At 60.7% G+C, this 14545-nt stretch carries 12 protein-coding genes; 2 read left to right on the forward strand and 10 right to left on the reverse strand.

Translation table 11 applies throughout. The features are described from left to right. Positions 1–23: 23 nt before the first annotated feature. The 5 genes from cimA to C8264_RS07175 form a co-directional block, all read right to left on the reverse strand. Positions 24–1640: a citramalate synthase gene (cimA, locus tag C8264_RS07155; protein WP_108460275.1), complete on the reverse strand. Its 1617-nt coding sequence runs from the start codon at positions 1638–1640 to the stop codon at positions 24–26. Positions 1641–1644: 4 nt separating this feature from the next. Beyond that, a complete protein-coding gene (locus tag C8264_RS07160) occupies positions 1645–2121 on the reverse strand; it encodes a GFA family protein (RefSeq protein WP_108460276.1) in 477 nt (158 codons plus the stop codon). Beyond that, positions 2118–2594: a GFA family protein gene (locus tag C8264_RS07165; protein WP_108460277.1), complete on the reverse strand. Its 477-nt coding sequence runs from the start codon at positions 2592–2594 to the stop codon at positions 2118–2120. The genes C8264_RS07160 and C8264_RS07165 overlap by 4 nt, the downstream gene beginning before the upstream one ends. A gap of 41 nt (positions 2595–2635) precedes the next feature. After that, positions 2636–4048: a cysteine--tRNA ligase gene (gene cysS, locus C8264_RS07170; protein WP_108460323.1), complete on the reverse strand. Its 1413-nt coding sequence runs from the start codon at positions 4046–4048 to the stop codon at positions 2636–2638. Positions 4049–4422: 374 nt separating this feature from the next. Continuing rightward, on the reverse strand, positions 4423–5424 hold the full coding sequence (locus tag C8264_RS07175) for a fumarylacetoacetate hydrolase family protein (RefSeq protein WP_108460278.1): 1002 nt from the start codon (positions 5422–5424) through the stop codon (positions 4423–4425). A gap of 135 nt (positions 5425–5559) precedes the next feature. Here C8264_RS07175 and C8264_RS07180 point away from each other — a divergent pair, with 135 nt between their 5' ends. Next, on the forward strand, positions 5560–6729 hold the full coding sequence (locus tag C8264_RS07180) for a DUF2865 domain-containing protein (protein WP_108460279.1): 1170 nt from the start codon (positions 5560–5562) through the stop codon (positions 6727–6729). On the opposite strand, the gene gltX is transcribed toward C8264_RS07180, so the two are convergent. Beyond that, the gene (gltX, locus tag C8264_RS07185) at positions 6674–7999 is read right to left on the reverse strand and encodes a glutamate--tRNA ligase (RefSeq protein ID WP_108460280.1); all 1326 of its coding nucleotides are present in this window, start codon (positions 7997–7999) and stop codon (positions 6674–6676) included. The genes C8264_RS07180 and gltX overlap by 56 nt on opposite strands. A gap of 122 nt (positions 8000–8121) precedes the next feature. Then, complete coding sequence (locus tag C8264_RS07190) at positions 8122–9030, reverse strand: hypothetical protein (RefSeq protein ID WP_108460281.1); 909 nt, start codon at positions 9028–9030, stop codon at positions 8122–8124. 214 nt (positions 9031–9244) lie between these two features. On the opposite strand from C8264_RS07190, the gene C8264_RS07195 reads away from it, so the two are divergent. Beyond that, positions 9245–9652: a response regulator gene (locus tag C8264_RS07195; RefSeq protein ID WP_108460282.1), complete on the forward strand. Its 408-nt coding sequence runs from the start codon at positions 9245–9247 to the stop codon at positions 9650–9652. A 9-nt stretch (positions 9653–9661) separates the two neighbouring features. On the opposite strand, the gene C8264_RS07200 is transcribed toward C8264_RS07195, so the two are convergent. The 3 genes from C8264_RS07200 to gorA all read right to left on the reverse strand — a co-directional run bounded on the left by C8264_RS07200 (position 9662) and on the right by gorA (position 14509). Beyond that, positions 9662–11557, reverse strand: a complete 1896-nt coding sequence (locus tag C8264_RS07200; protein ID WP_205245635.1) for a PAS domain-containing protein — start codon at positions 11555–11557, stop codon at positions 9662–9664. A gap of 101 nt (positions 11558–11658) precedes the next feature. Further along, positions 11659–13035, reverse strand: coding sequence for a class II 3-deoxy-7-phosphoheptulonate synthase (locus C8264_RS07205; protein WP_108460283.1), 1377 nt, complete (start codon positions 13033–13035; stop codon positions 11659–11661). A 94-nt stretch (positions 13036–13129) separates the two neighbouring features. Then, on the reverse strand, positions 13130–14509 hold the full coding sequence (gene gorA, locus C8264_RS07210) for a glutathione-disulfide reductase (RefSeq protein WP_108460284.1): 1380 nt from the start codon (positions 14507–14509) through the stop codon (positions 13130–13132). Between the last annotated feature and the right edge of the window lie 36 nt (positions 14510–14545).

The following is a 14545-nucleotide window of genomic DNA, read 5'->3' on the forward strand; positions in this document are numbered from 1 at the left end:
CCAAGGGCGGCAATGCCGTCCGGTTAAGCTACTTCTTCTGTTGTCTGCTGAGCCGCTTCAGTTTTCAACAGCTTGTAAGTGATGGATTCATACAGAGCTTCAAAAGAAGCATCAATGATATTGGGGGACACCCCGATGGTGAACCAGCGCTCGCCAGTGCCGTCGCGGCTCTCGACCAGTACACGGGTGACCGCGCCCGTGCCGCCGTCCAGGATACGGACCTTGAAATCCACCAGTTCCAGATCTTCGATAAGCGACGAATACTTGCCCAGATCTTTGCGCATGGCCAGATCAAGTGCGTTGACGGGGCCATTGCCTTCGGCAACCGACATCAGCAATTCGCCCTCGACGCGGATTTTGACCACCGCTTCGGTAACGGTGACCTCTTCGCCTAGTGCGTTGTGGCGGCGTTCGACGCTGGCGCGATAGTTTTCCACCTGGAAATAATCGGGCAGCGTGCCCAGCACCTCATGCGCCAGGACAGCGAAGGAAGCATCGGCGCCGTCATAGGAATAGCCGCGCGATTCGCGTTCCTTGACGGTTGCCAGCAGCTTTTCGAGGCGCCGGTCGTCCTTGGCTAGTTGGATGCCATGCCGCGCGAGGGCCGTCAGCAGATTGGATTTGCCGGCCTGCTGGCTGACCATGATGGAGCGCTCATTGCCAATGCTTTCCGGCGGTACGTGCTCATAGGAGGAAAAATCCTTGAGCAGGGCCGACGCATGAATGCCCGCCTTGGTGGCAAAGGCCGAGGCGCCGACATAGGGCGCCTGCCGCGCTGGCGCACGGTTGAGCCGGTCATCGAAGGCGCGCGAGATGTGGGTCAGGCGTTCGAGCCGCTCGGCATCGATGCCCGTTTCGAAGCGGTCGGCGAACATGGGTTTCAGCACCAGCGTCGGTATGATGGTGATGAGGTTGGCGTTGCCGCAGCGCTCCCCGATGCCGTTGAGCGTGCCCTGGATCTGGCGCACGCCGGCTTCCACCGCGGCAAGCGTATTGGCGACCGCCTGGCCGGTGTCGTCATGGGCATGAATGCCCAGATGATCGCCGGGTGCGATGGCAAGGACCTTGGTCACGATCTCGCGGATTTCCGAAGGCATGGTGCCGCCATTGGTGTCGCACAGCACGACCCAGCGCGCTCCCGCATCAAGGGCAGTCTTGACGCAGGCAAGGGCATAGTCGGGATCGGCCTTGAACCCGTCAAAGAAGTGCTCGCAATCGATCAGCGCTTCCTTGCCACTGGCGACGGCGGCCGCGACGGTGTCCCGCAGGCTGTCGAGGTTTTCCTCGAGCGAAATTCCCAGCGCCATTTCCACTTGGGCCGACCAGGTCTTGGCGACGAAACAGGTGGCGCTGGCCTCGGACTGCAGGATGGCCTGCAACCCTGGATCATTGGCGGCCGACCGCCCTGCCCGCTTGGTCATGCCGAAAGCAGTGAACCTGGCAGTTTTGGTGCGGCGTTCCGCAAAAAATTCGGTGTCGACCGGATTGGCGCCGGGGTAGCCGCCCTCGATGTAGTCCACGCCCAGATCTTCGAGCAGCCGGCAAATGGAAATCTTGTCCTCCAGGGAGAATTCGATTCCTGCCGTCTGTGCGCCATCGCGCAGTGTGGTGTCGAAGAGATAGAGGCGGTCTTTGGACATGAACTTACTCGGGCCAGCGATCGGTATCGTGGTCGGGGTGCTGGTGGTTGGTGGACTTGATGAAACTTGCGGCCCGTTCGTCTTCGGCTTCTGTCGGAGGGCGATCCGGCAGGTGACCAAGATCGTTTACCCAGCTCAGGCGGCTTTCGACGCCATGCTGGTCCACCGGCGGAAAGGCTTCCGGATCATCGAGCGAGCCGATCGAAACCGAGATGCGGACGCTATCGACGTAACCGAAGGTAAGAGGGGTACCACAAGCAGAGCAAAAGCCACGCTCGGCGCGGTCAGATGAGGAGAAAACCGCAAGCGTGCCGCGAGCAATTTCGAAGCTTGCTTTGGGTCCGCCGACCAGTGGCGCATAAAATGCGCCAAACGCCTTCTGGCACATCCGGCAGTGGCAGATATGGGCTCCCGAGGGCTTTTCCAAAAAGCGATAGCGCACCGCGCCGCACTGACAACCGCCGGACCAAGCGTGAGTCATGCCCGATCTCCCTTGGGCGGCCAGTCGTCTGTATCGTGGTCAGGATGCTGGTTGGAGTGGATTCCAGCCAGGAAATCCGCCCATTCGTCACTCTCCTCCGAGCGAACCGGCAGAGCGGTCAAGCCGTCGAAAAAGGGTAGCTTGTCATGAAGATTGACCTGGATTTGCGGCGCCGCAGCAACCGGATCGTCGAAGGTACCGATGGCAAGTTCGAGCCCGAAGCGGGTCTCATAGGCCAGCGGCGTGCCACAATCTCCGCAAAACGCCCGGCGAGCAGCGTTGGAAGACTGGAACCATTTCGGCTCGCCCCGGGTCCAGCTGGCATTGTGTGCCGTAACCAGCGGACCAAAAAATCCGCCGAACGCCTTCTGGCACATGCGACAATGGCAGATCGAGCCGCGCCCCAGGCGCGTCACGCGGAAGCGTACGGCACCACATTGGCACCCGCCAGTAAGGGGTTCTGGTGTGGTCATGGGGCGGGCTCCTGCAGGACCGGATGAGGGGGAAGCGGCACTCATCGCTTGATTTCCCACTTTGTCTGACGCGCTCCGGCTTCATCCTTGTAGTCCATCAGGGCAATGCCTTGCTCGGCGAGGTCCTTGCGGATGGTGTCGGCCTTGGCGAAGTCCTTGGCATTGAGGGCGGCGAGCCGGTCGGCGATGGCGGCGGCGATGTGAGGCGGTTCTTCCCAGCCCTCGTCGGAGGTGAGCAGGGAATCGAGGCTGAAGCCCAGAAATTGCAGGGTTGCGGCCAGGCATTGCCGGGCATGGCCCTCGTCGCGATTGGCCTTTTTGGCAATCAGATCGAGCGCGACGCTGGCGCGGTGAAAATTGAGATCGTCAGCAAGTTCCCTGAGCACGGAGGCATCGGGTTCATCTGCCTCGCCTGTCTCGGCGCCACGGGCGGCACGCTGCCAGTCGCGCAACTTGCTCTCGGCTTCCTCGAGGCGCTTGACCGAAAAATCAATGGGTTCGCGATAATGGGTCATCAACATGGCGAGGCGCAGCACTTCGCCATGCCAGGCATGCCCACCCATGGCGCCAGTCTGGAGCAGGTCATTGATGGTGACGAAATTGCCCAGGCTTTTGCTCATCTTCTGGCCTTCGACCTGAAGAAAACCGTTGTGCATCCAGACCTTGGCCATAACCTCGGTGCCGTGAGCGCAGCGTGATTGCGCGATCTCGTTTTCGTGGTGGGGAAAGATGAGATCGAGCCCGCCGCCATGAATATCGAAAGTCTGGCCAAGGTAGCGCTCGCTCATGGCGGAGCATTCGATGTGCCAGCCCGGGCGGCCCCTTCCCCATGGGCTGTCCCAGCCCGGTTCGTTCTCGGCCGACTGCTTCCAGAGCACGAAATCGGCGGGGTTTTTCTTGTGAGCGTCGATGGCGATGCGGGCGCCAGCGAGGTTGTCCTCGAGATTACGGCCGGACAGTTGACCATAATCGGCCATTGAATCGACTGCAAACAGCACTTCGCCATTGGCGTTATAGGCATGCTCGCGCGCGATCAGATCAGCGATCAGCGCCTGCATCTCCGCAATATTATCGGTTGCCCGGGGCTGCACGGTGGGCTCAAGAGTCCCCAGAGCGGCCACGTCCGACAGAAACTGGCTCTCGGTCTTTTCGGTAACGCGGCGAATGGCTTCGTTCAGCGGCAGGTCCGGGAAATCGCGCAGGGCACGCGCGTTGATCTTGTCGTCGACGTCGGTGATGTTTCGGACATAGGTGACCTTGTCCGCACCATAGACATGGCGCAGCAGGCGGAACAGCAGATCGAAGACAATCACCGGACGCGCATTGCCGATATGGGCGAAGTCGTAGACGGTCGGGCCGCAGACATACATGCGGACATTATCCGGATCCAAGGGCGTGAAAGCCTCTTTGGTCCGGGTCAGCGTGTTGTACAGCGAAAGCGGAGTGCCCGAAATCATCGTCGAAAAATCCTGGCCATGCGGAAATGCGCTGGCTGCCTGGCTCTTCAGATATCAGATTTTTCAGATGAAGAAGACCGTGCCGCCAACGAGTGGTTAGCAGGTAATAATGCAGCAGTTAATCAGAATGGTGCTGGTCTTCATGTCCGCCAAATTGACGGGGGCCGACGCGGAAAGCAAGCACAAATAAAAATGGCGGCCCCGGAGGACCGCCAATCGCTTTGGAGGCGATTTCCCAGCTTTTGGCCACAAGTGCCGCCAGCTACGTTCCAGCCAGAGTGGCACGAGAAAGGGGATGACCCAACAAGAACACAGCAATGTTATAGGTGTGACAAGCTCTTAGAGGTGCGTCGCCCGACCGTATCCGCCCCTCAGACTATCGAGACTTGCTGGAAAATATCCCCGAAGATGGATCGGCCATCTGTCGCAACTGCACCAATACGGACGGTATCGCCGGCCTTGAGGAACGGCGTGCGAGCGCGGCCATATTTCAGTTTTTCAACCGTACGCGCTTCCGCAATACAGGCGAAGCCGATGCCGTCGCGCTTGATCGGCAGGGTCTCATCGTGCCGGTTGGAGATGGTCCCGCCGCCGATGATGGTGCCTGCCGCAAGGTTTCGGGTGCGCGCCGCTTCGACGATCAGATCGGCGAAATCGAAGTGAACGTCGGTGCCCGCATTGGGCTGGCCAAACAGCGCGCCGTTTACTTCGATCCGCACCGGCAAATGCAGGCGATTGTCGCTCCACGACGCTCCAAGAGTTTCAGGCGTGATGACCACGGGCGCAAAGGCCGTCGAGGGCTTGGCGTGGAAGAACCCGAAGCCGTTTTGCAGGTCATCGACCACGAGGCGTCGCAGGGAAACATCGTTGCAGACGGTGACCAGCCGGATGGCCGCGGCGGCCCGCTCACGGCTCGCGCCCATCGGCACGGCGCCAATGATGACGGCAATCTCCGCTTCCAGGTCGATCGCGAGTTCATCGCTGGTGGCGACGATCGGATCGTGGGGCGCCGACAGCGAATCGGATGCGCCCTGGTACAGCAAGGGGCGATCTGACTGGAGCTCGGCGTCCTTGCTACCCTTTAGGCTGCGCACGCGTTCGAGATGGCTGAGATATCCGGAGCCATCGATCCATTGATAGGCGCGCGGCAGAGGAGCCAGAGCCTCGCTTGCGTCAAATGACTGACCCGCGATGGCGCCGGCATCAAGCTCGCGACCGAGTGCTTCTAGGGCGGGACTGCATCTGGTCCAGTCGTCGAGCGCCGCTTGCAGATTGATCGCGACACGGCTCGCTGAAACGCAACGGCTAAGGTCACTCGAAAGCACCACCAGTTGTCCATCGGGGCGGCCATTCTTGAGCGTTGCGAGCTTCATGGATTGATTTCTCTTGGTGGTGTGACCCCGCAGCGCTACCACGGCGCAGCGGCTCTCACTATAGTGCCGCGCGCGGTCCTAGCGTTATCTTAAGACCGGACAGTGGCGTGCCGCGCATCATATCACGGGATCTTAATGACTATCTCAGCCAGGAACATTGGACGCGCGTTTCTTCTCATAGTGCTCGCCGCCCTATGCCTCGTGCTGGACGTCAACATCGCCTATGCGCAGGCTGCGCAATGTGGCCGGCTGGAGGACATGCTGCGGCAGGTTGACCGCAATGGCGATTTTCAACAAATGGGCGGCAATTCGCAAGCGGCTCGCCGGGCAGCGCGCGACGTCCAGCAGATGGAGAGCCGCTATATCCGGGAAGGCTGCAATGATGCCGCCAAGGCCGGGCGGACACTGACGCCGCAATGCACCCAGATCGGGCGCGAAGTGCTGCGGCTGCGCGATGTGGCGGCCTCGGTGGGCCAGCAGGTGGAATCAGCCAATGCCGTGGCCGGGCAGCGCGAAGCGATCCTGCAGGAAATGGCGCGGTTCGGCTGCGGCACCAATCGAGGCTCCAGCGCAACCTTCAACAGCGACCGCCAATCCATTTTCGACCGCATCTTCGGCACCACGTCGGAAGGTGATTTCAGCGACGGCCAGATGATCGACAATGGGGATTACTGGGGCTATCAGGGCTATCAGACAGTGCGAACCGTATGCGTGCGGTTGAGTGACGGATATTTCTGGCCGATCAGCTATGCCACGCTGCCCGACTATGTGGGAAATGACGCGCAGACATGCCAGGCGAGTTGCACGACCACGCCGGTGGAACTCTATTTCTACGACAATCCCGGCCAGGAACCGGAGCAGATGCGCAACCAGTTTGGCGAGCCGTACATGGCGCTGCCAAGCGCGTTCAAATATCGCGATGAACTCGATACCAGCCCATCCGCCAACTGCAAGGTGGCGCCGCAGTCGCAGGGCACCATTTCTGTAGCGACGGGCAGCGATGGCAGCACGCGCACCATGCTCGAAGTGCAGGGCGCGAGATTCCCGATGCCGCTGCGCGATCCGCGTGGGGTTGCGCCAGTTGCGGCTCCAGTCACCCCCATCCAGGCGACGCTGGAAACCGCAACGCTGGTCGATGTGCCCCTGCCCCGCCAGCGCCCGGCGGGGCCCGGCGAGACCGTGGTATCGCGGCCGGTGCAGACCGCGCAGGACGATCAGCTCCGGCTGGTTCAGTTCGGCGAGAAGGTCGTCAGGGTAGTCGGTCCAGACACGCCTTACGCCCAACCAACGGGAGCAGGCTCTTAAGTTCCGGCCCATCGTGGCGCCCGGTCAGGGCCAGACGCAGTGGCAGGAACAGCGCCTTGCCTTTGCGCCCGGTTGTCGTCTTGAGGGCGTCGGTCCAATGCGACCACGTCGTTTCGTCCCAAGGCTCCTCCGGAAGCATGGCCTTGGCCAGGGCCAAAAAATCTCGATCTTCGTCGGCAATGACCGGCTCGATAGGGCCCGTGACGAGCTTGGAGAGTTCGACGATGTCGTTGAACTTGGTGAGATTGTCGCGCAGCAGGAGCCATAGCGCTTCGCCCTCCAGCCCAAGGCTCGATAGGCGGCCCTGAACTGCCGCATAGGGCATTGCATGCAGCAGGCGCGCATTGAGCGTGTCGAGTTCGGCGGGGTCAAATCGCGCCGCGCCGTGCGAGACCATCGAGAAATCGAGGCGGTTGGCGATCTCGTCCAAGGTTTCGTAGGTTTCGATGGGCAGGCTGGTGCCGGTGATGGACGCCATGATGGCGATCGCCATCGGCTCGTATCCTTCGGCACGGAAATCGGCGATGGACTGCGAGCCTAGGCGTTTGGAGAAACCCTGCCCTTCAGAATCGGTCAACAGATTATGGTGAGCGAAAATCGGGACGGCTCCACCAAGCGCCTCAAAAATTTCGATCTGCGTTCCGGTGTTGGAGACGTGGTCTTCGCCGCGGATGACGTGGGTGATGCCCAGGTCAATATCGTCCACTACGGACGGCAGCGTATAGAGATAGGTGCCATCTTCACGCACCAGGACCGGATCGGACATGGATGCGGTATTGACCGTCTGGGGGCCCTTGATGAGGTCCTCGAATTGCACCGGCCGTCCGTCGAGCTTGAAGCGCCAATGGGGCTTGCGTCCTTCGGCTTCAAGCCGGGCGCGATCCTCTTCGGTCAGGTTGAGGGCGGCGCGATCGTAAATCGGCGGCTTGTTGAGGGCGCGGGCGCGCTTGCGTCTGCGGTCGAGTTCATCCTCGGTTTCGTAGCACGGATAGAGGCGCCCGGCAGCAATCAGGCGGTCTTTCGCCGCATCATAGAGCGCCGTGCGCTCGGACTGACGCACCAGCACGTCGGGGGTGACACCCAGCCATGCCAGATCCACCTCTACACCGTCGGCGAACTCGCGGGTGGAGCGGGCCTGGTCGGTATCGTCCATGCGCAGCACGTAGCGGCCACCATTTCGGCGGGCATAGAACCAGTTCAGCAGCGCCGGGCGAGCATTGCCCAGGTGAATGCGGCCTGAGGGAGAAGGTGCCCAGCGTACAACTGTCATGCGGGGGTACGATCCTTGTAGCCATTGGTGATGGGATAACGCCGCCCGGCGAGCGCAACGCGCGCCAGATTAGACGGCTTGGCTGTACAAGGGCAAGCGGGCCAGAGGCAATGGGGTAGGCGTTAGAAACGGCCGGTCAACTCCGCCAGTGCGCCATATCGCACTAAGGAGAAGCCGCTTAGGGCAGCATTGCTATAGATGAAGCTATCGGGCTCTGATGCTTCCCACCAAAGCTGCCTAGCGCTACTCGGGCCAGTCAGCACCGAAGCACGCCCCCCCAATCGGAGAGTAAGGTTTTCAGTTGGATGGAAGCCCACCATCACCTGAGCACTTCCGCCAAAGAGCGCACCGGTGGCTTCTGTTTGTGTACGATTGACCAAAACCCCCGACACAATGGTATCAGCAAGAGGTATCTCGGCAGTGGCTCCATGTGCGTAAGCGTAAGGAACTGCGATGGCTTCTGCTTCGATGTCGAAGAACTCGTTGATGTCAGCGTGCGCAGTGATGCCGAGGCGCAACGACTGAACATTGATCCCATCAATGGCTAGGACGTCTAGGCGATTTCGATCCGGCGATTCCCTTGTGAACTGATATCCAAGGAGCCCGCCGATCCTGAACGCCTCGTTGCCGAAAGGGGTATAACCGAGATCACCGCCTACATAGCCGACCTGCCCTCCCTCGAAAGAGGGCGACTCTCCAAAAGGCGTCTCGTACTCGCCGATTGTGTAGAAAGAATACCCCGCCTGACCTTTCACGAACGTAGATGTGTAGTCATCATCAATCCGAAAGTGACCCTCAAGGATGTGGCTGCGATCCTGAACGCCGAATGTCTCCCCACCAATCTCGGTGCTTTGTTCCCCCCAGGAATGCCAATAACGCAGACCTGTCTCGAAGCGCAGTGGATTATCAGCCGTTCCCCAATCCTGAGCGTAGGCCGGCCGCATGTCCTGGAAGCCGTAGTCAGCCGCCAATGCCGGCACGGCTGCGCTGAGCGCGAGAAGTGCAACAGTGCCTTGCAGGTAGCGGTACATGGATCCTCCGGATCAAAAGCCCATTTTGTTACGGCTTATTGATCTCTCATTAGGGTTAATGTTCCGCTAAGCTGGCTACCAAGCAACAGATTGTGGCTTTAGTAACAGCTGGGGCACACACTGCGCGTAAGCAGTGAGAACATGTGCGACAGCCGGCAACGAGATATTTGTAGTTGCCGGAATGCCAGAAGGCAGATTGGCTAAGAGTTGTTGAATGACCTGTAGAGTTCTGGTTGTAGAGGATGAGATTTTCGTAGCGACGGAAATTGAGCACGTGATCGACGAAATGGGGTTGGAAACTGCAGGCATTGCTGCTGACCAAAAAACCGCGATGGCGCTTGCTGACCAGACCGATGTTGCACTCGTTGACCTTAACCTGAAGGACGGCCCGACTGGCGTAGCGATCGGGCGAGCGCTGGCTCAGAGGCACGGTGTCACCGTATTGTTCATGACCGCCAACCCATCCCAACTCGGCGACGGCGTGCCGGGAACGATTGGTGTGCTGCCCAAACCCGTGACGGACAGCGAGTTGCGAGCGGCAGTGCTGTTCGCGGTGGCGCGACGAGGTCAAACCGACGCCACCCCACCCAAGCGACTGCAGCTTTTTGCCAGTGCCGTCTAAAAGCCGGCGCTAGCTGCCCAGGCGAGACGAACGCTGCAGGGACGAGATCGGGATTTCGATCTCGATTCGTAATCCGTTGGGCTCCCAGAGCCGCTCAAGCGATCCGCCCAGTTGGCCTTTCACGCTGAGTTCCATCATCCGCGAACCGAAGCCGCTATTCGCGACAGCCCCCGACGGCGGCGGGCCACCGATCTCCTTCCAGGAGAGATGGTAGCGATCATCGCCCTGCGAGCCCGTCAAAACCACCCTGCCCTCTTGCGAGGACAACGCACCGTATTTGGCGGCGTTGGTTGCCAACTCGTGCAACAAGAGCGCCAGCGGCGTTGCCGCTGCATCATCGATGATGACATCCTCGCCCAGGATCTCAATGCGCTCACTGTCTTGAGACCGATAGGGCTGCATCAGCCGTTCGACGAGCACCTTGAGGGAGCCCTGGCTTGCGCCGGCACCCTGGCTATGGGGTCGAATGTAGTCGTGTGCTTCACCTAGGGCGAAGATGCGCTGCCGCAAGTCATCGGCGTATGGTTTAACCTCGGGGCGGCTGCGGGCCGAGAGGCTGATGATGCCGTTGAGCACCGCAAAGATGTTCTTGATGCGATGGCTAAGTTCCTGTGCCACCAGTTCGCGTTCTTCGCCGGCGATTTTGGTCTGATGGATATCGGTACAGGTGCCAAACCAGCGCACGATGTTTCCTTCGGTGTCGCGGATGGGCAGCGCCAGCCCCAAGGTCCACCGATAGGTGCCCGTGTGGTGTTTCAGACGATATTCGATCTCGTAGGGTTCGCCCGTTTCCAGGGAGTGTTTCCACACAGTCCTGGCGCGCTCACGGTCCTCGGGGTGGAACATGTCGTTCCAACCTTCGCCGTCCGTCGTGCCGACCGGGACACCAGTGAACTCGTACCAGCGGGCATTATAGTAGTCGTGATACCCATTCGGCAGCGTGGACCAGACCATCTGGGGCATGGTGTCGGCCAGGGTGCGGAAGCGCAGTTCGCTTTCTGCCAACGCCGCCGAAATGCGGCGCTCCGCGGTCACGTCAACCACAACGCCCGGTAGACGCGTGGCGCGGCCCTCGGCGTCCATGCGCGGGCGGCCCGACGCCACAACCCAACGGACTTCCCCATCCGACCCCACCAGGCGGTATTCGGATTTTAGCGGCGCGCCGTCACGCAAGGAAGCACAGATCTCGTCACCAAGGCGCGTTGTGTCATCGGGATGCACGGCGCGCAAGAACTCGCTGATAGGCACGCCGATGCCAGTATGGAGCGGATCGAGATTGTACATTTCCGCGAACTTGTCGTCGGACGTAACCACGTCATTGATGACATCCCAGTCCCAGGTTCCGACGAGACTCGAACCATTGAGCGCGAGCGACAGACGCTCCTCGCTGCGGGCCAGCGCCTTTTCCGCCAGTACCCGTTCGGTTGTTTCGTGTACGATGCAGAGCGACCCAACCGGCCCGCCATCCTCGCCAAGCAAGGGGCTGTAGTGAAGGTCCATCCAGCCGGATTCCGGCCGACCATGGCGGTTGAGAACCAGTTCCTGATCGCGCAGGATCAGCGATTCCCCGCGTAGGCCCATGGCAATCTTGTGGCGATTGAAATCGGCGATCTCGGGCCACGCCTCGGTTGCCGGAAGGCCAAAGATTTCCGGATGACGACTACCGGCGAATTCCGCGTAGGCGTTGTTGTAGATGAGGATGCCGGCCGGCCCGATCAGCATGACCATCGGGGTGGTCGAAGCAATCATCACTCGCACGGCGCCACGCAGGCTTTGTGGCCATTCAGGAATCGGGCCGAGCGGGTTCGCCGCCCAATCATAATCGTTGATGAGCTTGAGCGTTGGATCCTGCTCGAGTTGCGCTCGTGTCTCGGGACTTGCCGCGGGGAACAAAGACTTGGGCATTCGCGGCTTTCAAGAGACGGCGCACAGCTTTTCCGCCGCGCCTGACTATGCGATGAGATCGACGAAACGCGTCGCTGCCCCTGGCAGTTGCCTGGGGCTGATTATTCCCCCGCAGCCAGCTGCCTGCGCGGCGGCTTCTGCGCGTGAACTTCCTCGGCCACCAGGAAAGCGAGTTCCAGCGCCTGGCTCGCATTGAGGCGCGGGTCGCAATAGGTGTGATAGCGGTCCGAGAGCGAGGCTTCGGTAACCGCAGACACGCCGCCCACGCATTCGGTCACATCGTCGCCCGTCATTTCGATGTGGACGCCGCCGGCATAGGTGCCCATCTCGCGGTGAACCTCGAAGAACGAGCGCACTTCGGAGAGAACGCGCTCGAACGGTCGCGTCTTGAAGCCGGTCGATGCCTTGATGGTGTTGCCGTGCATCGGATCGGAGCACCAGACGACGGTGCGGCCTGCCTTCTGGACGGTTTCGATCAGGCGCGGAAGATGGTCGTTGATCTTGTCGGAACCGAAGCGGGCGATCAACGTGATGCGTCCGGCCTCATCGGTTGGATTCAAGCGATCGAGCAGGCGCAGCAGATCGTCGCTGGAGAGTGTCGGGCCGCATTTGATACCGATGGGGTTCTTGATGCCCGCGAAGTATTCGACATGGGCAGCATCGGGCTGGCGGGTGCGATCGCCGATCCAGAGCATGTGGCCGGAGGTCGCGTACCAGTCATTGGTGATGGAGTCGCGACGGGTCAGCGCCTCCTCATAGCCCAGCAGAAGCGCTTCGTGGCTGGTGTAGAAGCTGGTCTGGCGCAGGGCGGGCGTGTTGTCGGGGTTCAATCCCAGCGCGCCCATGAAGGTGATGGCGTCGTCGATCTTGCGGGCGACTTCCTCATAGCGCGGGTACCAGTTGGACCCCTTCATGAAGCCGACCGTCCACTCATGAATGCGGGTCAGCTCGGCATATCCGCCCATCGAAAATGCACGGAGCAAGTTGAGCGTTGCAGCTGACTGACGGTAGGCTTGCAGCATGCGATCAGGATCGGGAACGCGCGCCTTTTCGTTGAAGTCGATGGCGTTGATAATGTCGCCGCGATAGCTCGGGAGTTCGACGCCATCGATGGTTTCTGTGTCGGCCGAGCGGGGCTTGGCGAACTGGCCGGCAACGCGGCCGACCTTGACCACGGGCTTGCTCGCGCCATGGGTGAGCACCACCGCCATCTGCAGGAAGACGCGGAAGAAGTCGCGGATATGGTCCGCGCCATGTTCGGCGAAGCTTTCGGCGCAATCGCCGCCCTGAAGCAGGAAGGCTTCACCGCGCGCAACGGCCGCCAGACGCGCCTTGAGGTCGCGCGCCTCCCCGGCAAAAACCAGCGGCGGGAACGTGGCCAACTGCCGCTCGGCCTCTGCCAGCGCCGCCTGGTCAGGATAGGCCGGCACCTGTGAGATCGGCTTCGCGCGCCAGCTATCGGGGGTCCAGGTGGTCATTGCAGCAGTTCCTTGCGGGTCGCAAACAGCGTGAATGGCGGAATACCAAGGCTTGGCGGGCCTGCCAAGTGCAATCGGACCACGTTAAGCCGGCTCAGGCGCCGATCTTTACACCATCGCGATAGCTATAGCTCGGCGCCTTGAAGGTCACGAGCTCTTCAGCGGCGGAAGGATGGAGCGCCATAGCCCGGTCGAAGTCGGCTTTGGTCGCATTCATTCCCATGGGAATAGCGACCAGTTGGATCATCTCGGCTGCGCCCGGTCCCAGGATATGGCAGCCCAGGACCATACCGCCCTCTTTCTCCGTGATGAGCTTTAGAACCATGCGCTCGGTCTTGTGCGAGAGCGTGTTTATCATTGGCCGGAAGCGGGCCAGATATACATCGACATCGCACTTCATGGCCGCTTCGCTCTCGCTGAGGCCGATGACGCCCAGCTCCGGCTCGGAGAACACCGCCGTAGGGATCAGGCCGTAATCCACGGCCATCGGATTGTCGTTGAACAGCGTCTCGGCGAAGTACCAGCCTTCGCGAATGGCGACTGGAGTCAGAGCAACCCGGCCGGTTACGTCGCCCACCGCATAGATGGAGGGCACCGATGATTGCGAATGCGCATCAACCATAATGGCGCCGTTAACGGTGAGTTTGACTCCGGCAGCCTCAAGTCCAAGGCCCATTGTATTGGCGGTGCGTCCCGTGGCGAACATCACGGCACCATAGGGAGCGGTGGTACCATTGCTGAAGCTGGCGGAAACGTCATTACCCGACGAGGCAAGCGACGTGATCGTAGTTTGGTAGATGAGCTTGATGCCGCGCTCAATCAGCCCGGCTTCGAGGCCGGTGCGCATGTCTTCGTCGAACCCGCGCAACACGCGATCGCCCCGATAGACAATAGTGGTGTTCACCCCAAGCCCGGCAAAGATGGTGGCAAATTCCACGGCGATATACCCGCCGCCCTCGATCAGGATCGAATGCGGCAGTTGGGGCAGATCAAATGCCTCGCTGGACGTGATCGCAAGCTCGGCGCCCGGAATGTCCGGTACGAAAGGGTGGCCGCCCGTGGCAACCAGAATGTATTTGCCGCTCAACTCGCGGTTCTGGCCGACAATGCGCACGCTATTGGGTCCGGTGACGACCGCGCGATCCTTGATAATCTCCACCCCGGGCTTGGCCAGATTGGAAGTATAGGCGTGCTCGAGCCGCGTAATTTCCTTTTCCTTGGCGGCCACCAATGTGGGCCAATCAAAACTGGCATCGACCTGCCAGCCAAAGCTGGATGCAGTTTCGAACTGATCCTTGAACCTTGAAGCATAGACATAAAGCTTCTTGGGCACGCAGCCGCGGATAACGCAGGTGCCACCGACACGGAACTCCTCGACCACAACGACTTTGGCGCCATAGGTGGCCGCCATCCGTGCGGCGCGAACCCCGCCGGAGCCGCCACCAATAACGATCAGATCATAGTCGTGGGACATTGTGGCTCCTGCGTGTTCAGCTTATATCGGTGTTTA

Origin of the sequence: Devosia naphthalenivorans (genome assembly GCF_003056355.1) — a bacterium.
Taxonomy (GTDB): domain Bacteria; phylum Pseudomonadota; class Alphaproteobacteria; order Rhizobiales; family Devosiaceae; genus Devosia; species Devosia naphthalenivorans.